Annotated in this window: 16 protein-coding genes; 13 read left to right on the top strand and 3 right to left on the bottom strand. The window is 36.7% G+C overall.

Annotated elements, in window-relative coordinates; genetic code table 11:
* The first annotated feature begins 11 nt into the window (after positions 1-11).
* The 5 genes from BQ6100_RS05350 (at position 12) to BQ6100_RS05330 (ending at position 5,228) form a co-directional block, all read left to right on the top strand.
* Positions 12-1,352 carry a CpaF family protein gene (locus BQ6100_RS05350; protein ID WP_075980690.1) on the top strand — a complete coding sequence of 447 codons (1,341 nt, stop codon included), beginning with the start codon at positions 12-14 and terminating at the stop codon, positions 1,350-1,352.
* Positions 1,353-1,355: 3 nt separating this feature from the next.
* Positions 1,356-2,321 (top strand): type II secretion system F family protein, encoded by a 966-nt coding sequence (locus BQ6100_RS05345; protein ID WP_075980689.1) that lies wholly within the window; start codon positions 1,356-1,358, stop codon positions 2,319-2,321.
* A gap of 91 nt (positions 2,322-2,412) precedes the next feature.
* The gene (locus BQ6100_RS05340; protein WP_159433133.1) at positions 2,413-3,231 is read left to right on the top strand and encodes a type II secretion system F family protein; all 819 of its coding nucleotides are present in this window, start codon (positions 2,413-2,415) and stop codon (positions 3,229-3,231) included.
* Positions 3,232-3,415: 184 nt separating this feature from the next.
* Positions 3,416-4,603 (top strand): aminotransferase-like domain-containing protein, encoded by a 1,188-nt coding sequence (locus tag BQ6100_RS05335; RefSeq protein ID WP_075980687.1) that lies wholly within the window; start codon positions 3,416-3,418, stop codon positions 4,601-4,603.
* Positions 4,604-4,781: 178 nt separating this feature from the next.
* A complete protein-coding gene (locus tag BQ6100_RS05330; RefSeq protein WP_075980686.1) occupies positions 4,782-5,228 on the top strand; it encodes a hypothetical protein in 447 nt (148 codons plus the stop codon).
* 241 nt (positions 5,229-5,469) lie between these two features.
* Here BQ6100_RS05330 and BQ6100_RS05325 read toward each other — a convergent pair whose 3' ends face one another.
* Entirely contained in the window at positions 5,470-5,931 is a 462-nt protein-coding gene (locus tag BQ6100_RS05325; protein ID WP_075980685.1) for a DUF523 domain-containing protein, read from the bottom strand.
* 81 nt (positions 5,932-6,012) lie between these two features.
* Positions 6,013-6,624, bottom strand: a complete 612-nt coding sequence (locus BQ6100_RS05320; protein ID WP_075980684.1) for a TetR/AcrR family transcriptional regulator — start codon at positions 6,622-6,624, stop codon at positions 6,013-6,015.
* 282 nt (positions 6,625-6,906) lie between these two features.
* Between BQ6100_RS05320 and BQ6100_RS05315 the strand changes: the two genes are divergently transcribed.
* The 8 genes from BQ6100_RS05315 to BQ6100_RS05285 all read left to right on the top strand — a co-directional run bounded on the left by BQ6100_RS05315 (position 6,907) and on the right by BQ6100_RS05285 (position 17,393).
* Complete coding sequence (locus tag BQ6100_RS05315) at positions 6,907-8,196, top strand: sensor histidine kinase (protein WP_075980683.1); 1,290 nt, start codon at positions 6,907-6,909, stop codon at positions 8,194-8,196.
* A gap of 156 nt (positions 8,197-8,352) precedes the next feature.
* Positions 8,353-8,502 carry a hypothetical protein gene (locus BQ6100_RS21420; protein WP_173719813.1) on the top strand — a complete coding sequence of 50 codons (150 nt, stop codon included), beginning with the start codon at positions 8,353-8,355 and terminating at the stop codon, positions 8,500-8,502.
* Between the two features lie 279 nt (positions 8,503-8,781).
* Positions 8,782-8,982 (top strand): cold-shock protein, encoded by a 201-nt coding sequence (locus BQ6100_RS05310; RefSeq protein ID WP_075980682.1) that lies wholly within the window; start codon positions 8,782-8,784, stop codon positions 8,980-8,982.
* Between the two features lie 287 nt (positions 8,983-9,269).
* Positions 9,270-10,493, top strand: a complete 1,224-nt coding sequence (locus BQ6100_RS05305; RefSeq protein WP_075980681.1) for an exonuclease SbcCD subunit D — start codon at positions 9,270-9,272, stop codon at positions 10,491-10,493.
* Positions 10,490-13,582, top strand: a complete 3,093-nt coding sequence (locus tag BQ6100_RS05300; protein ID WP_075980680.1) for an AAA family ATPase — start codon at positions 10,490-10,492, stop codon at positions 13,580-13,582. The genes BQ6100_RS05305 and BQ6100_RS05300 overlap by 4 nt, the downstream gene beginning before the upstream one ends.
* A 120-nt stretch (positions 13,583-13,702) precedes the next feature.
* Positions 13,703-15,592 (top strand): selenocysteine-specific translation elongation factor, encoded by a 1,890-nt coding sequence (gene selB / locus BQ6100_RS05295; protein WP_075980679.1) that lies wholly within the window; start codon positions 13,703-13,705, stop codon positions 15,590-15,592.
* 554 nt (positions 15,593-16,146) lie between these two features.
* Positions 16,147-16,908, top strand: coding sequence for a threonine/serine exporter family protein (locus tag BQ6100_RS05290; protein ID WP_097677900.1), 762 nt, complete (start codon positions 16,147-16,149; stop codon positions 16,906-16,908).
* A gap of 17 nt (positions 16,909-16,925) precedes the next feature.
* A complete protein-coding gene (locus BQ6100_RS05285) occupies positions 16,926-17,393 on the top strand; it encodes a threonine/serine exporter family protein (protein WP_075980677.1) in 468 nt (155 codons plus the stop codon).
* A gap of 102 nt (positions 17,394-17,495) precedes the next feature.
* On the opposite strand, the gene BQ6100_RS05280 is transcribed toward BQ6100_RS05285, so the two are convergent.
* The gene (locus tag BQ6100_RS05280; protein ID WP_075980676.1) at positions 17,496-19,220 is read right to left on the bottom strand and encodes a glycoside hydrolase family 13 protein; all 1,725 of its coding nucleotides are present in this window, start codon (positions 19,218-19,220) and stop codon (positions 17,496-17,498) included.
* Positions 19,221-19,570: the final 350 nt, after the last annotated feature.

Below are 19,570 nucleotides of genomic sequence, written 5' to 3'. Positions count from 1 at the left end.
GAGAATGAATAATGTCACTTTTGAGACGGCTTAATGAGAGAACAAATGCTGGGATAAATCAACCGTCCGGACCATATAAGAAGGAAGTAAAAATTTCTAAAACACCTGAATTAATTAATCATTTACACCAACATGTTATTGCAGAATTAAAAAAGCATGCAGATTTAAGTGAAGAAGAACAGATTTCAATGATTGAAAGAGAATCCCTAGATTATTTAAACAAACAGCATGAAAGAATTCTTTCACTTGATGAAAAGAAAGAATTGATAGAGGCAATAACAAATGAACTGATTGGATTTGGTCCCATCACACCTCTATTAAATGATCCTGAAGTATCAGAAATAATGGTGAACGGTCCTTACCAAATCTACATTGAAAAAAAGGGGAAATTGAAGGACACCCAACTCTTTTTTCGAGATGATGATCATGTTCTACAGGTGATAGAAAAAATTGTCTCTCCCTTAGGAAGACGAATAAATGAAACCAGTCCAATGGTAGATGCACGATTACCAGATGGATCAAGAGTGAATGCTATCATCCCACCCCTATCCCTAGTTGGACCAGTCATGACGATAAGAAAATTCCCAAGCAAACGCCTGGAAATGAAGGATTTTATCCGGCTAGGTACGCTAACAGAGGTGATGGCTAAATTTTTAGATGGATGTGTAAAGGCAAGACTAAACATCCTAGTAAGTGGTGGAACTGGATCAGGAAAAACGACCCTTCTTAATGTGCTATCTTCCTTTATTCCTAATGACGATCGTATTGTTACAATTGAAGACGCTGCTGAGCTTCAGCTTATGCAGGACCATGTGATTCCGTTAGAAACAAGGCCTCCAAATATTGAAGGAAAAGGAAGCATTAGTATTCGTGATTTAGTTAGAAATTCTCTTAGGATGCGTCCAGACAGAATCATCATTGGTGAGGTTAGAAGTGCAGAGGCGTTAGATATGCTGCAGGCCATGAACACAGGACATGATGGCTCATTAGCTACTGCTCACGCTAATTCACCGAGAGATATGCTTTCAAGGTTAGAAACTATGGTCCTCATGGCAGGGATGGATTTACCAGTGAAAGCCATTCGAGAACAAATTGCCAGTGCGATAGATATTATTATTCAACAAACAAGATTAAAGGATGGAAGTCGAAAAATAACCCATATCACAGAGGTCATTGGTATGGAAGGTGAAACGATTATTCTTCAGGATCTCTTCATTTATAAGCAAACAGGGTTATCCAATGATGGAAAGCTTGAAGGGAAGCATACTTCAACAGGTCTCCGTCCTTATGTTTCCGAATCATTAGAACATTATGGGATTCATATGCCTGCCGAATGGTTTACGGAGGTGTAATGCATGTTTATCCTCTATTTTTTAACCTTTACACTTTTATACCTAATGATTGGAATATACATTTCAAGGAAAAAAGAAGGAGTAAAGAAGAGAATAAAAAGATTTATCCTTGACACCGATCGAATACGGAGCCGTTCTCAGGGGAATTTGGAGGATGAAGGGGAAGTAGACTGGTTGAAAAGGATGATTGTCCGTTTTTCAACCATTTTTCACCCAAAGGTACAAAAGAAGGAAAAATTACAGCAAAATCTTGATGCAGCTGGGATACCATTGAAGCCTGAGGAATGGATGGTTGTAAGAGGAATTATTGTAGCTATGGTCGTAATTTTAAGTATCCTTTTTCAATTTCATTTTTTTATTAGCTTTTTACTTTCAGTATTCGTATGGTTTTTATTAAATGCCTTCTTAAATATTAGGAGGGACCAGCGGCTACGGAAAACTGTCCATCAGCTTCCGCATACCCTCGACACCATGTCCACAGCAATGAAATCTGGATTTAGTTTTATTCAAGCGATGCAATTAATTGCAAAAGAGGTCCCGGATCCAATTGGGTCTGAATTTCAAAAGGCCATTCGTGAAATAAACTTAGGTGAGAATATGGAAACAGCTTTTCAAAACATGCTGAATCGCATCCCTAATAGGGATTTGGAAATGGTGGTTACAGCCGTACTCATTCAAAGACAAACTGGCGGGAATTTAATAAAAATTCTTGAAACCTTGAGGGAAACCGTTGTGGAACGAATACGAGTAAAAGAAGAAATCCATTCATTGACGGCCCAAGGGAAATTGTCAGCATGGATCGTTACCCTATTACCTATTGCTTTAGCGATTCTATTAACACTCATGAATCCTCAGTATTTTCTTCCCATTCTTTCTCATCCATTTGGTATAGCCATTTTAATTGGGGGAATCACCTTAGAATTGATTGGATGGATTCTTATTCAAAAAATAATAAAAATTGAGGTGTGAAATGTTAATTGTTTTGTGGTTGCTTTCATTTTTATTTTTCACCTTCTTTTATCTAACAATATTTTATTTAAGTAATAGAGCAAAATGGAATATGCAAAATAGAATCTCAACCTTTATCATAAGAAGGCCTTTATCGAACGTCCCTGAAAAAGGGGGAGGAGAAAAGGTCAGGTCATCGTTTTTAAATTATATTCGTAGGTATTTCATTGAAAAAATGTCAAGACATCAGCTTGTTGTTCTAGATAGGAAGTTGCAGGAGGCGGGAAATCCTTTTGGTATGAAGGCAGTTGATTTTAGAATTCTTCAAATAACAACTTCTGTCACTCTTTTTATTCTTTCGGTTTTTATTCTTTTTTCCACAACAAATGAATTCAGAAAAACCATTTTTCTTTCATTGTGTTTTTCTTTGCTTGGTTTCCTTTATTTTTCTTTTTACATAGGTGGGAAGAGAAAAACGCGTATGATTGAAATCGAAAAATCAATGCCAGACTTTTTTGATTTGGTTACCATTTCAATCGAAGCTGGAATGGGTTTAGACGGTGCTTTGGTCAGAGTGTGTCGTCAGATGAATTCTCCTTTGTCGAGTGAATTTTTACTAACATTAGAGGATATGAGGCTTGGAAAGTCTAGAAGACAGGCGTTTGTGGATCTTCGAGATCGAATTCCCTCCGAGTTTTTCAAGAGTATCATGAACTCCATTATTCAGGCTGATCAATGGGGAATTGGGATGTCAAAGGTTTTAAAGGCTCAAACGGAACGAATTCGTGAAAATCAAAGGCAGCGGGTGAAAGAACAAGCAGCCAAAGCACCAGTTAAAATGCTTTTTCCTATGATATTGTTTATTTTTCCAATGCTTTTTATTGTTTTACTTGGTCCGGTCGTTATCACTCTGCTTACTACTTGGTTATAACACAAAAATAGAATTTGGGGGGGTTGCTGGTTTTAAGCCAGCTCATTTTTAAGAAAATTTTCGAAATCTTTTGTAAAATCAATTGAAATTTCATAAAAGTATGTATATGATATATAAACAATATTAAACAAGCGAGCAATATTAATGTTTGCAGCTATGTAAGAAGAAAAGGAAGGGACCTTATATGGATTATTCATTTGCTGACCGAACAAAAACCTTCGAATCATCTGCCGTTAGAGAAATCTTAAATGTGATTCAACAAGGGAATGTCATTTCTTTTGCAGGAGGGCTTCCATGTGAAGAATTGTTCCCTGTCGCGGCTGTCCAATCAGCATATGAAAAAGTATTAGCATCAGGAAACGCCTCTATGCAATATGGGTTAACAGAAGGATTTAAACCTTTAAGAGAGAGTATTTCATCAAGGATGAATGAAAAAGGGATTCCATCAAACCCTGATAACATTCTTGTAACCACTGGCTCACAACAAGCCATCTATCTTTTATCACGAATTATGATATCCCATGGAGATGTTGTGTTAACCGAAAATCCTACATACTTGTCTGCATTACAAGTATTCCGTTCATTTGGAGCATCTGTTGTTGCTGTAAATGGAGATGAAGATGGAATGGATCCTGAAGATTTGGAAGAGAAGATTAAGAAGCATCATCCGAAATTCATTTATGTCATTCCAACATTCTCAAATCCAGACGGAAAGGCATGGAGTGAAGATCGTAGAAAAAATCTACTAGAACTATGCTATAAATATAATGTTCTGGTATTAGAAGATGATCCATATGGAGAAATAAAATTTGATGAATCGACAGATTATCATCCTATTGCATCCTTTGATAAGGAGCAGACCCATGTATTATATACGAGTACCTTTTCAAAAACTGTAGTACCTGCCTTGAGAACGGGTTGGATTACTGGTCCACGGGAAGTAATCGCAATGATGTCACAAGCGAAGCAAATGGTTGATTTACATTCAAGTTCCATTGACCAACAAGCATTGTATTACTTATTGAGAGATTTTGATTTGGAGAGTCATATTAAGCAATTGAGAAAAGAATATTACAGCAGAATGATGATTATGCAGGACTATTTGAAAAAGTTAAAGCCAGGTACCTTTACATGGAAAGAGCCGAAAGGTGGAATGTTCTTATGGGTGAAGGGGCAAGACGATTTAAATACGACAACTTTGCTATCAGAAGCTGTTAAAAATGGGGTTGCGTTTGTTCCAGGTGTCCAATTTTATGCAACAAATCCAGTAAACAATACGTTTCGACTAAACTATAGTCATCCATCCCCAGAAAAAATTCAACTTGGAATGGATCGATTAGTATCAGTTCTATTAAATGGTGTTCCTGTATAAAGAAAACTATGAAAATACTTATTCATAAGGTATTTTATTAAGATTAAATATGATAATTATTTAACACATTATTCGGATATAGTAAACTCTTTTCGGTATATAATATAAGTAAGAAAGCTAATCCAAATGTTTCAGTTTATTTTTTTACGTATTATCTATTCGAAAAGAGGGTGGGTTCATGAACAAAATGAAGCTTTTGCCGTATGGAACGGGGATTCTCCTATCTTTTGTTGGAATAGGAGCTGTTGCCGCTGGCGGAGGATTTATCATTGATTCAAGTGGCTCAGGACTGGGGATGTCAGTGGAAATATTAGAAAATTCCCCATTTGAAAGCTTCTTAATCCCAGGTATTTTTCTATTAATTCTTAACGGTATTGGTAGTTTAATTGGTGCCATTTTTGCCTTCAAAAATTTTCGATACTCGGGGATATCCACTATCATTCTAGGAATTATCATGATTATTTGGATATCTATTCAAGTATTCTGGATTGGGTGGATAAGCTGGTTGCAGCCAACATTTTTAGTCATAGGAGCGATGGAATTACTCCTAGGCTATTTCTTAAATGTACGCAAAGTTGGAAATCATGAGGTGTTTCCGCACCGCCATCATGGTACAGGTTCCTAGTCCATTAAATAATATTGAATTATCACTCACTTATACTTAAGTTGTTTTGGGGGGATGCCATATTTTTCTTTGTAACTCCAATAAGAGCATATCGCAACAAATTCAAAGCCTGATAAACGTTGATTTATCAGGCTTTTGATTATCTAATAAGATATAAAACAATGAAAGGAACATAACAAGTGATAAACTTAAAAGTCAAGCTTTTGTATGTCCTAGAACTTTTTAAGATTGCCCAGTCATTTTATAAAATATCGCTATATAAAAACTCCTTTTCGGAAATAACTTTAATTCCATTTTTTCTAAGTAAAGCAGCCGTGACCCCACTTCCGGCAATTTTCTTGCCATTAAATTTTCCGTTATAAATGAAAGAACTCCCACATGAAGGACTATTTTCCTTAAGAATTACCATGGTTGCACCAATTTCCTTTGCTTTATCAAGGGCTGCATAGGCTCCTTTCAAAAACATTTCTGTAACATCCTTTCCGTTTTGGTCGAATACCTTTGCCTTTTCATTGATGACATCATCGCCATCTCCACCGATAATTTCAGCTGGTACTCTTGGAGTTGGGAGACCACCTAGTACTTCTGGACAAACAGAAACAGCCTTTTTTTGTTCAATCAGCTGCTGAATTCGTTGATTGAAACAGTCTCCACCGTCATATCTAACCTTTAATCCTGCTAGGCAGGAGCTTACAAGAATCATGTCTTCACCTCATTAATAGTATGCTTTTCCAAAAAGTGAAATGATTTGGTTGGTTATATAATTGGATAAATAATTATTGACCTACTCATTAATTTGCGAAAAGAGAGTGCCAATCACTTCAGTTAATTTCATAATCTGTTTTTCCACATCCCTCTCATCTTTACCAGGATAGTGTCTGTAGGTGATAAGAATTCCATTTAAACTAGCAAAAAGGGCATGTGAATATAATCTTGGCTGGCTTGCACCTGCTCGGAGAAACAAACCATCAAATATTTCTAATAAATTTCGAATATGTTGGTCGAATTTTTCTAGTTTCTCCCTTTTAATTGTTCGATCCATCATGAAATGGGTCATCATTCTAAAGAAATGGTCGTGTTGGAATAAATAGCGGACGAACTCCTTTGCGACCTCAATTAAACTATTTTCATTAAGTTCATCTACTTTAAGGAGGAAATGATGGATCATTTGGCCGGTTTCTCTATTAATTGCTTCCAAAAGAAGCTCATCTTGATCTGAAAAGTAGCGATAAATCAAGGCAGGTGAGATTCCTGCTTCTTTTGCAATATCTCTTATGCCAACTTCTTTTAATGGCCGATTGCTAAATAAACGTATTGCTGTATCAACAATGAGATTTTTTCGCGCTGCCTTTTCTTCAGCTTTTAAATCTTTTAATGTTATTTTTTTATTAGTCATATCTCACCCTCCATTAGCAGCAAACCTTATTTACGCTAATCCCATAATTATTTTCATATAGTATAACATACAGAATGGGAATGAAATTTACAAAATTTTTATATTTTTAAAAATTCTGTTATAAGGGAATATAGTAAAAAACGTTTTACAAAGATATACATTTGATTATTAAAATAGGCTTCCTTCCATTTTTCAACATATTTCAACAAAAAATCGAAAAAACTTGTCGTATTGGACAAAAAATTGTAACATTTAGATATCGAAGGATGGATGGTGACAAGTATGGAATTAGTAAGGCATTTGCTTTTTAATCTATCCCTATTACTGGTTCTGCTGTTATTTGTCCAAATAGGTATAGAACGTCAAGTTTCAAGACCTGTAACAAAAAAGGGTATGTTCGTATATTTCTTTATTGCAGTGCTATTATGTTTATTATTTTCTAAGGAAATCAGTCATCAGATTAGAGTTGACTTACGGGAGATTCCATTAATCTTAGGTGGACTATACTTTGGGATAGGGATTCCTATTGCTTTCTTAATTATCATCATTCGCGCATTCTTAAGTATTGATCATGGATTTTGGATTACTTTAGGGATTTATTTATTCTTGGCCCTCACTGTTCAAATGATTCATCCGTCATTTTTTAAAAGATCATTGAAAATGAGAATAAATATTTCAGTCATGCTTGCTTTGATAACACCGATATTATTTATGATTGTATATGTACTTTTAGGTGAACCGATTCAAAGGATGGATGTGTGGGCAGTTATGATCATTGTTCCGACAGTAGGGACCGCAATTATTGCTTTCACTTTTGAATCTATTAAGCGAAATATGATGATTAGGGATCAAGTATATGAAACTCAAAAGCTTGAAGCCGTAAGTCATATGGGAGCCGCATTTTCACACGAAATTCGTAATCCAATAACTGCAGTTAAGGGTTTTCTCCAATTAATTGGGGAAGACGGACAATTGCAAACGAAAACTAGAGAATACGTTAATATTTCCATTAAAGAACTGGATCGAGCAGAAAAGGTTATTCAAGACTACTTAACATTTGCTAAACCGTCGTTAGAGCATATTGAAGAAATGGATATTCACCGTGAGCTTGACCACGTATTAAAGGTGCTAGAGCCACTATGCAACATGAATGCAATTCATATAGAAACTTCCTATGGTCCAATTGGCATTATTCAGGGAGATAAAAATAAGTTTCATCAATGTTTTATCAATATTATTAAAAATAGTATTGAAGCAATGCCATCTGGTGGAAGATTATCGATAAAAACAAGTATGGATAGTACCTATCTTGATATTTTAATTACTGATACTGGGAAGGGAATGACGGAAAGAGAGATAGCAAGGTTAGGTGAACCATTTTTTACAACAAAGAAAGGGTCAGGAACGGGTCTTGGATTAATGGTTTCTTATAGCATCATAAGGGCAATGAACGGAATCATTAAAACGAACAGTCAACAAGGAAAAGGGACAACGTTTATTATTTCCTTTCCTCAATATTTACCTTGGGGTGAAAACCACTTGGAGGAAATAGCAACCTATCATTCAACATAAGCAAACAATATACTCGGTGATGAAGAAGTCTTTCCACAAGGAGAGACTTTTTTGATGTGCAGTACTGAACTTTTCCTTCTTAGCACTTAATAGTAGTATTTTCGATTCATCATAACAGAGGGTGTAACACATATTAAGTGTAGGAGGTGAATGCCGATGCCAAGGGGGAAGGAATTAGAACAGCTTCCAATGGCAAATGTTGCTCCAAGTATAGGGGACAACCAGAGCAAATATAATCGTGTAAAATTAAATGGAGTTATACAAGAAGAACAACCAAAGCCAAGTCAAACAAAATCAAAAAGATAATCGAGAAAAGGTATTCCAAAGTGAAAAATGGAATGCCTTTTTGATTGTAAAAAGGGGGATAAAACGGTTGGATTATCTTGGAAATGGAGGATGTCTTTTCTTGACATACCATGATGTTCATGCTAAATTTTAAGTAGCCGTTATGCATCGTGTTACGTTTTTGCAAGGTTCTTGTTCCAAGTTAAAAACAAAGTTTGGAAGAGTAATGTGATAAATGCTATGCGTTGTAAATGGTTAATTTTCACATGGCTAGGATTGGCCAATAGGAGGATTTTTTTTATGAAAAACGGTAAAGTTAAATGGTTCAATGCTGAGAAAGGTTTCGGTTTCATCGAAGCAGAAGACGGAAACGATGTATTTGTACATTACTCTGCAATCCAATCTGAAGGTTTCAAAACATTAGAAGAAGGTCAAGAAGTATCTTTTGAAGTTGTTGAAGGTGCTCGTGGACCACAAGCTGCTAACGTAACAAAAAAATAATCATTGACTAATATGACAGCTCAGCCATCGGTTGGGCTGTTTTTGTGTATGAAGTAAATTCCTTGTCATCTATTAAAAGGCATCCACGGCGAAAACTACCTTCCACCCATTTTCCATTATTTCTATTTTATTAATAGCTAAAAGTATTTTATGATAGATTAGAAGACTATGTTAATAAAACATTAGATAAATCAACGTTTTAGTTCAACAACAATTAAGTTGTTCCAATTAATATAAATAACCAAACAATCTAAATAAAACAGTAAATAAAGAAGGGAAGAAGTTCAATGAAGTTTTTCCATACCGCAGACTGGCATTTAGGGAAGCTAGTTCAAAATGTGTATATGACTGAGGATCAGAAACATGTTCTTCAGGAATTTGTTAAAGCGATTGAAGAGGAAAAGCCAGATGCAGTGATTATTGCAGGGGACTTGTATGACCGAGGCGTACCGCCAACTGAGGCTGTAAACCTGTTAGACGATGTGTTAGAGAAAATTGTTTTGGAATTGAACACGCCTGTGCTGGCTATTGCAGGGAACCATGATAGCCCTAGTCGCCTTCACTTTGGCAGTAGAATCATGAAGTCAAAAGGCTATCATATGATTGGCAGGATTTCTGAATCCCTAAAACCAATTGTGCTGAATGATGAGTATGGGGAGGTGCATTTTCATTTAGTACCATATGCAGACCCTAGTGTGATTCGGCATATATTTGAAGACGATAATATAAAGACTCATAATGATGCAATGAAAAAAATGACGGATATAATCAGGGCGAATATGGATCCGAATGCTCGTCATGTTTTTGTTGGACATGCATTTGTCACTCAAACCGGCGAAAAAGAGGAAAATACAAGCGATTCTGAACGCCCGCTCTCAATTGGTGGGACTGAGCAAGTGAGTGCAGGTCACTTTGAAGAGTTCCACTATACGGCTTTAGGACACTTACATCAAGCCCATTTTGTATTGAATGAAACCATCCAATATTCAGGGTCACCACTAAAATATTCGATCTCAGAGGAAAAGCATAAAAAGGGATTCATTATCGTGGAAATCAATGCCGATGGAAAGGTTACATTAGAAAAGCGTCTATTAACCCCTATTCGAGATATGAGAACGGTTGAAGGGAAAATTGATGAGATATTAAAACACCCTGTAAACGAAGATTATGTATTTGTTCGATTGCTTGATGAAACTCCAGTTCTCATGCCCATGGAGAAAATTCGATCCGTTTATCCAAACGCCATGCATGTTGAACGTGTTATTCAGGCCCCACAAATAAATGGTGGAGAGAAGATTGAAAGGGTAGCGCGAACAAAGATGGACGATTTATCCTTATTTAAAGCCTTTTATCAAGAAGTAAAAGGTACGGTACCGACGAAAGAAACCGAAACGATCTTTTTAGAGGTTCTTCAGGAGCTATTACAAAAGGATAGTGAACAATCACCAATTCCTTCGAAAGAACGGGTCGCTGTTACAGCAAATCAAGGGGAGAAGGAGAGTAACCGATGAGACCGCTTAAACTAACAATTTCTGCTTTCGGACCATACAAGAATCGTGAAGTTATCGATTTTACTGAACTTAAAGATAATCGTATTTTTGTTATCTCTGGAAACACGGGTGCTGGGAAGACAACGATTTTTGATGCAATATGTTTTGCTCTTTACGGTTCTGCCAGTGGAGAGGACCGCAATGATTCGAAGATGATGCGCAGTGATTTTGCTGATGATGAGGTCCATACTTCAGTAGAGCTTGAGTTTGAGCTTAACGGAAAGAACTACCGGATTAGAAGGCAGCTTCCCCATGTGAAAAAAGGCAATAAAAGTGCGACAGGGGAACAATATGAATTTTATGAAAAAACAGTTGAGGGTGAGCTTCCTTGTGTTGACCGACAAATTGTTTCTGAGATTAATAAAAAGGTAGAAGAGATTGTAGGATTAACTCAGGATCAGTTTAGACAAATTGTCATGCTTCCACAAGGTGAGTTTCGAAAGCTCTTAACATCGCAGACAGAAAATAAAGAAGAGATCCTACGTAAGATTTTTAAAACAGAACCATATAAATGGATTAGTGAACGACTACGCGATCGTAAAAGAGAAGCCGAAGAAGAGTGGAAAAGCGAAAAGCAAATGAGGGATCGTTATATAGAAGATATTCAAGCCACTCTTCCTATTCGGGAGAATTCAAAGCTGACTAAAGTGTTTTCACAATCTGAATATAATACCAATCAAATTATTGACGGCTTGGATGTTGAAGCTGATTTTTACAAAATAGAAATGATGGAAAATAAGAAACGTTCAGAGGATGCTGAGGGGGCCTATAATCAAAAGCTTGAAAACTACCATCAGGCTAAGGCGATAAATGACCGTTTCCTAGATTTAGAACAAAAGGAGTATAGGTTCCAAGAATTATCATTACAGGTTCCAACCTTTAACGAAAAGGAAAAGCAATATGAAAAAGCGGAACGTGCGAGTATTATTGTCGCCTATGAAAATCAGGTGAACGAATGGCGAGTAGATGAACGGTCAAAAAAGCAAGCCTTACATGGGGCAGAAATATCTCTAAATAAGGCAAGGGAGCAGCTTGGGATAGCGCAAGCCTTATTTGAACAAGAGGAGAACAGAAAAGAGGAAAGGGAGGAAAGTGTCCGGACTCTTGACCGCTTGAAGGAGTACGTGCCAATCGTTCAAGAGATAGAGAGTAAGAATTCCGAGCTATCGAAACTAGAAGATGAGGTCCAGAAACTATCTAATAACCTACTGGCTATCGGTAGAAATATCGAGGCTAAAAATATGGAAATAGACAAGCTTTCCAATGAAATAAAAAGGATTGAGAAGCTGGTCGACGAACTACCAAATAAGCAGCAAACCTTAAATGAATTGAGAGAACAGGTAGCAGTTGTTCAGGAATATCGGAAATTTCACCAAGCACAAATAAAACTCGAACAAGATTATTCAGAGAAGCAAAGTCATTATGTGGTTGTGAAGGAACAATACGACAAGCTAGAGGAATCATGGATAAGTGGTCAAGCAAGTATTCTTGCCATGCATTTGCATGATGGAGGGCCTTGTCCAGTATGTGGCAGTATCGATCATCCTCATAAAGCAGACGGACAAGATAGGGTTCCTTCTAAAGAAGAACTAGAAGAGGCTAAAAAGCGATTTGACAAATCATATAGTTTATTTCGTGAAGCGGCAGCTAGATTAAAGTCTAATTCAGAACAGCTTGAGTCATGTGCCCAAAAACTAATCGAAAAAGGATTTCAGGTGGAAGAGGCGGAGCAAATCTACCTTCGTATGGTTCATGAGGGAAAAGAGCTTAGGAAAGAAGTAGACGATTTATTATTAGAAAAGGAAAAGCTAACTACCTTAAAAGGGACTCTTGAATCAACGGAAAAAGAACTAAAGCAATCTGAAGCGACAAGGGAACAGATTTCCTCTAATTATCAAGAAAGGCTAACTCACTTTGTCAAAGAAAAAGCGATTTATGATGAGAAGATTGGTCGGATTCCTGAGGATATACGTAATTTTACAACATTACAGCGAAAAATGACTGAAGCGCAAAACCGAAAGGAAAAGCTTGAGAAAGATTGGAATATCGCCCAAAAGCAGTTACAAGACTCAAAGGAAGAAGAAACAAAAGCAACTGCTTATTATTCCAGTGCCCAAGTCCAATTAAAAGAAAGTACAGAGAAAAAGGAACGTTCAGTAACCCAGTTCACAACGGAATTACAAAGAGCACAATTTGTCTCAGAAGAAGATTATTTATCTGCAAAAATGTCAGATGGTGCTCGTGAGAAGTTAAAGATCTCAATTGAGGAATTTAAGAAAAATATTGAAACATTGAAGCAACAAATTACCGAGCTTAAAGAGGAATTGAAGGATAAGACAAAGGCGAATTTAGAACTATTAACTAGTGAATTGACACAATTAAAGAATGAGCGCGATCTTGCTTTAAAAGCATTAAGCGATTCGGAAGGTTATCAAAATAAGGCGATCGAGTTAAGAATAAAAATTCTTGATACGGAAGAAATAGTGTCAGAATTAGAGAAGCAAATGAATAGATTAACTGATTTATACGACATGGTTAGAGGTCAAAATGGCAGTAAAATATCCTTTGAACGGTATTTGCAAATCGAGTATCTTGAACAAATCATCATTGCTGCTAACGAGAGATTAAAGCATCTATCAAATGGGCAATTTATATTGGAACGTAGTGAACGTCAAGAGTCTCGTGGAAGACAAAGTGGTCTTGGCCTTGATGTATTCGATTCTTACACTGGACAAACTCGGGATGTAAAGACCTTATCCGGTGGGGAGAAGTTTAATGCTTCCTTAAGCCTCGCACTTGGATTGGCAGATGTCATTCAGAGCTTTCAAGGTGGAGTTTCCATTGATACCATGTTTATCGATGAAGGATTTGGTTCTTTAGACGAAGAATCCTTAAATAAAGCAATTGATACTTTAATTGACTTACAGCAATCTGGTCGCATGATTGGCGTTATCTCCCATGTTCAAGACTTGAAAAATTCAATACCAGCTATTTTAGAAGTGAAAAAGACTAAAGAGGGCTATAGCCAAACAGAGTTTGTCATTAAATAGTTTTATTCGAACAGATATCCAATCAATAATAGCAGCGGGATTTATTAAATTCCACTGCTATATTTTTTGTCTATAATAGAAGGTGAGTAGGAAAATTGTGTGAAGAAGCAGGTGGAATGCATGACCAAAAGATATTTCACAATAGGAATGGCCGGACATATTGACCATGGAAAGACTACATTAACTAAAGCATTAACAAATGTAGATACAGATCGATTAAAAGAGGAAAAGGAACGACAAATCTCCATTGAACTTGGATTTGCCCCTTTGTACGAAGATGAGGAGATTCAAATATCCCTTGTTGATGTTCCTGGGCATGAGCGTTTTATTAGGCAAATGATTGCTGGAGTGGCAGGGATTGATTTAGTGGTTTTGGTTGTTGCTGCTGATGAAGGTGTGATGCCACAAACGAAGGAGCATATAGAAATACTAGGTTTTCTAGGAATCAAGAATGGCATAATAGCAGTTACAAAAATAGATCGAGTAGAAGAAGAGCTTCTTGACTTAGTAAAAGAGGAAATAAATGATGAACTTCATGGGTCCGTTTTTGAAGATGCCCCTGTAGTTATGGTTGACAGTCTTTCCCATAAAGGGACAGAAGAATTAAAGCAAATGATCATACATAAATTAAAGGAATCTGAACCTCGTGAAACTAAAGGGGATTTCCGCCTTCCAATTGATCAAGTTTTTACAATTAAAGGTCAAGGAACAATCGTTCGTGGAACCGTCTATGAAGGAATAGTTGAAGAGGGTCAGCTCCTTAAAATTCTGCCAAAGGGAATAGAAACAAGAGCAAGGCAAATTCAAACTCATCATAAGTCTGCTATAAAGGCTTTTGCAGGTCAGCGGGTTGCAATCAATTTAGGTGGAGTTGCAAAAGAGGAAATTGAACGTGGAAATGTCGCTGTTTCTTCAGACCGGTTTCATGTTACACGTACGATTGACGTTTCACTTTCTCTAATAAAAAATTTAGGTTATTTAGTAAAGCAAAGAATGCCAATGAAATGTCATATTGGGACCTCAGAAGTGATGGGGAGAATTGTTTTCTTTGACCGAAACGAAGCAAAGGAAAAAGACGGTGAAATCCTTTGCCAACTCCGTCTTGAAGAGGATATTGTAGTAAGTCGCGGTGACCGTTTCATCATTAGACGACCAAGTCCACAAGAAACAATAGGTGGTGGATGGGTAATCGATCCTTCTGGTGAGAAGCATCGCTTTGGCCAAAATACAGTAGAAGAACTACAAAAGAAGAAGGAAGGGACTGCGAAAGAACGAATAGTTTCTTTATTATTAGAGGAAAAAAGTATGAATTTGGCTGAGTTGAGTAAAAAGACAGCGCTTGATGATGCCAATTTGGCAAAAGAGTTGGAAGCAGATGAATTTCTGGAATACAGTGATGGGAATTTTACATTAGTAAAAATTATTTCCCGCTTGGAGGATGAAATTCGGGAACGCTTGATGGACTTTCATTCGGAAGCTCCATTGAAAATAGGATTAAATAAGGCGGAATTGTTGCAGACGATGCGAAGCACCTACCCAAAGACCTTATTAGAATATGTAATAGAGGAAGGAAAAACGAAAGGAGTCTTTTCTCAAAAGGAACAATTTGTGTATCTTAGTGACTTTACTTCACATGTACCAAAAGGTTGGCAAAAACGAGTGGAAGGGATGCTTCAATGTTTAATAAGAGATGGCATTAAGGTTCGCAAATTCCAGGAGTATTTTAATGAAGCAGGCCTGCCGAAGGAATTATTTTTGGATTTGACCCGATTGTTAGAGGAGCAAGGGTTCATTGTGAAACTAGAGGGGGATTACTTTTGGGATGGTGCTATTTTTCAGGAGACTGTTCGAAAATTGCGAAAAGGAACAAGTGTAGAGTTTGAAGTGAGCGAGGCAAAGGCTGCAGTAGAATTGTCGAGAAGATGGCTGATTCCATTTTTAGAAAAGCTAGATGAAATTGGATTAACAGATCGAATAGAGAATAAACGCATATGGAAACGAGAATGGTAAGGGGACTCAGGAAATGGGTCTTTTTACTTTTTATGTGCAAAATGTAGAAATTGCAGGAAATTTCTTTTATTTAACAAATTCTTTTATATTCATTGAAAGTGGTTGGATTATCAACTACAATGACTTCAGCGTTGTTGCTTTTAGGGACAGTAATTGAATTGTTCCTGGTTTAGTATGAAGCGTGTACTTTCGCGAATAAAGGGGGACTTTCGTGAAAAATTTGAATTGTTCGCGAATAATTAGAAGAAATCGCGAATAAAAGGGAACTTTCGCGAATAGATTTTGAAATCGCGAATAAAAAACACATTTTCGCGAATAAATTGGAATAATTCGCGAATTTTTTCGAGATCTCGCGAATAAATTTAGTATTTCGCGAATAAATCTGCTACCTAGCAACTATTTTAATAAATAATAATTGGACATTGCCCATTAAAATTAGAATTTATGGCTTTTTAGCAATTTTTATATATAGGTAAGTCTATTTTTTAGCTAAATCTAAAAAACTAATTCGCCTTTTGGAAAGACATAGTTTTTGAATGTTGGAGAGATGTATGATGGAAGACCATGTGAAGTTAGCAAATGATGTGATGGATGTCTGCCTTCTTGCTGGGAAGATTATGCTTCAAAGCGGGGCAGAGACCTATAGAGTGGAAGATACGATGATGTGGATTGCGCGCGGGTTTGGTGTCGGTCAGTCTCATAGTTATGTGACTCCAACCGCGATTATCTTTTCCATCGAAGGAATGGGAGAAACTAAGACGAGGCTACTTAGGATCACCAATCGGACGACGGATTTGGAAAAGGTAACAATAGTAAATAGCATTTCAAGAAATATACATAGCAAAGGACTTACCTTAGAGGAAGCCTATGAAGCATTAAAGGAAGTAGAAAAGGCAAAGCTGCAGTTTCCGTTGTACATTCAAATATTAGCTGCAGCCATCTCTAGTGGCTGTTTTGTCATTATGTTTCAAGGTGGCTGGTATGATTTTATCCCTGCCTTTATGAGCGGTGGTGTCGGCCTCCTTAGTCAGCAAAATTTCCATCGACTTGTCCCAATAAAATTCTTCTCGGAATTTTTATCCTCTTTTCTTATAGGTTTTCTGGCCTTTCTTTTTGTAAAAATTGGTTGGGGTACCGAGCTAGATAAAATTATTATTGGTTCAGTTATGCCGCTAGTTCCAGGGTTGCTCATCACTAATGCTGTGAGGGATTTAATGGCAGGCCATTTCGTTTCGGGTCTATCAAAAGGGGCTGAGGCGTTTTTAACTGCTTTTGCCATCGGTGCGGGGATTGCTGTTGTATTAACTTTCTTTTAAAGATGGAGGTGGATAGGATGATGGTTTTCGAACAGTTAATCACAAGCTTCATTGCAACAAGTGCTTTTGGAGTCATTTTTAATACCCCAAAGTCTTCGCTTATTAAATGTGGTTTTGTTGGAATGTTTGGTTGGATTATTTATATCTTAATGGTGGTTAATGGGATAGATTCAGTGGTTGCTTCATTAGCAGCATCATTTTCCGTTGCGGTAATCAGTCAAATCTTTTCAAAGCTGTATAAAACTCCTGTTATTATTTTTAGTGTTGCCGGTGTCATACCGCTTGTGCCGGGAGGTCTTGCCTATGATGCGATGCGGAATTTTGTAGAAAATAATTATAGTATCGCGATCAATCTTGCTGCAAGGGCTTTTATGATTTCAGGTGCAATAGCAATTGGACTTGTCTTTTCTGAAGTTGTTAATCAATCGATCCGACAGTCAAAATTTAAAAATCCTCTAAGTGGAAAATTCAAAAAACGTGCATAAAAGCCGTCTATAGTTGAACGGTATCTCCCTTTAAGCATGATCATTGGGATTCGTTCACGATAGACGGCTTTTTTATAGTTTATCCTGATGTTACTAGTATTTTTATTTTTTCTCTTTTAATAATAAATACCCATTACCAGGAATTTCACCATCTAGCAATCCATTTCCAAGAAGAAGCTCCATATGGCTCATATCTAAATCGATTCGTGCAGCTTCAGCAGATGGATTAATCACTATGGTGAATTTCTCATTATTGAAGGTTTTATCGTACACTAAAACATTTGCCTCCTCACGGAAAATTAATACCCCATGTGACAATGCTTTATTATTTTTTCTTAAAGATATTAAATGCTTTACAAACTCAAGAATTTCCCGATCCTGCATTTCCTTATCCCAAACCATACATTTCCGGCAGCCTGGATCTAATTCACCATCCATCCCAATTTCATCGCCATAATAAATACATGGGCTACCAGAGAAGGTTAAGAGAGTGAGGAAGAGTTGTTTCAGTTTCTCTTTATTCCCTTTTGCGATGGTTAGCATTCGAGGGGTATCATGACTCCCTAATAGATTAAAGGCTACTTCATTCACATTGAGCGGGTATTTATACAGTAATTCTTCGATTCCATCTTTGTATTCTTGAATGCTGATCCTTTCTTTCGCAAGTAAATCCAAGGTGAGATCGGTAAATGGATAGTTCATGACGGCATCAAATTGGTCTCCTTGAAGCCATGGCATGGAATCATTCCAAATTTCCCCTAGAATATATACGTCAGATTTGGCATTTTTTACAACCTTTCTAAATTCCCTCCAGAAGGCGTGATCCACTTCATTAGAAACATCTAATCTCCAACCATCAATATCACATTCCTCGATCCAATAACGGGCGACACCCAATAAGTAATCTTTGACCTCATCATTTTCAGTATTGAATTTTGGCATCATATGGGTGAATGAAAAGGTATCATAATTAGGAAGTGGCTCTGTTCGAACCGGAAACTCGTGAATATGGAACCAATCCTTATATTTTGATTTCTCCCCGTGTTTTAAAACATCTTGAAATGGTTCAAAATAAAACCCGCAGTGATTAAATACGGCATCCAACATGACACGAATCCCTCTATCATGGCATTCACTAACTAATTTTTTCAGGGTTTCCTTTTCGCCAAAGTGAGGGTCAATCTGTAAATAATCAATGGTATCATATTTATGATTTGTCATTGCTTTAAAAATAGGATTGAAATAGATTCCCGTTACCCCAAGCTCAGTCAAATGATCTAAGTGCTCGATAACTCCGTCTAAATCTCCTCCAAAATAATTCTCTGGTGTTGGCTCTGCGCTTCCCCATTCCAAGGTGTTTTCAGGGTTCCTTGCCGAATTCCCATTGGCAAACCTTTCAGGGAAAATTTGATACCAAACGGTTTCTTTGACCCATTCAGGTGCTGTTAACACATCAACTGGATTAATAAATGGAAATCTAAACAGGCTATGAACCTTTTCCTGATCCTCGAAAAATCCTCTTTCTGAATAATACTGGGGTTTGAAGTTTGGATCATGATCAATGAATTCAAAATAATATTCTACTCTTCGGTGTGGAGGGGTAACCTCAACCTGCCAATAATCAAACAATTGATTCGATCCCATTTTTTTCATTGGTTTTTGAGTATGACCTAAGCCAACGCTATCTCCCTTAAAAGGATCTTGAAAATGTAGATGGACTTCCTTTATATCATTTTTCTTCGTATGAATTCGGATATGTAAGGTTTGCTGGTTATAAGCATAGGCAAAATTGTTTTTTGGTCGATGATAAATTGCTTCTTTTAGCATATGAAACTCCTCCTAATCATTTAGCCTTCTGATAGAAATCCCAAATTTTGAAAACGATTTCTATTTTCTAAAAAAAAAATGAGACAAAAAATACGTTCTTTTAGTATATTACAATAATTATCCAAATAAATGCAGTGAGATTGTCTGATTTATGTCTATTTCCTCTTACAATAAAAAAAATCATCCTGATAGATAAGGAGGATGATTTATTATTTTATATGTTCATTTGAAAAATGATTCAATTTATATTGAAATAGTAATGGAACTTTTATTTTTAAATAATTATTGGCTTTTGTATTTTTTTGACGAGGTTCTTCCTAATAAAATATGATGGAAGAATAGTACCTAGA

Source organism: Bacillus massilinigeriensis, assembly GCF_900117315.1.
Lineage (GTDB): Bacteria > Bacillota > Bacilli > Bacillales > Cytobacillaceae > Bacillus_BE > Bacillus_BE massilionigeriensis.
The sequence above is the reverse complement of the archived record's forward strand: the minus strand, read 5'-3'. Positions and strand labels throughout refer to the sequence as shown.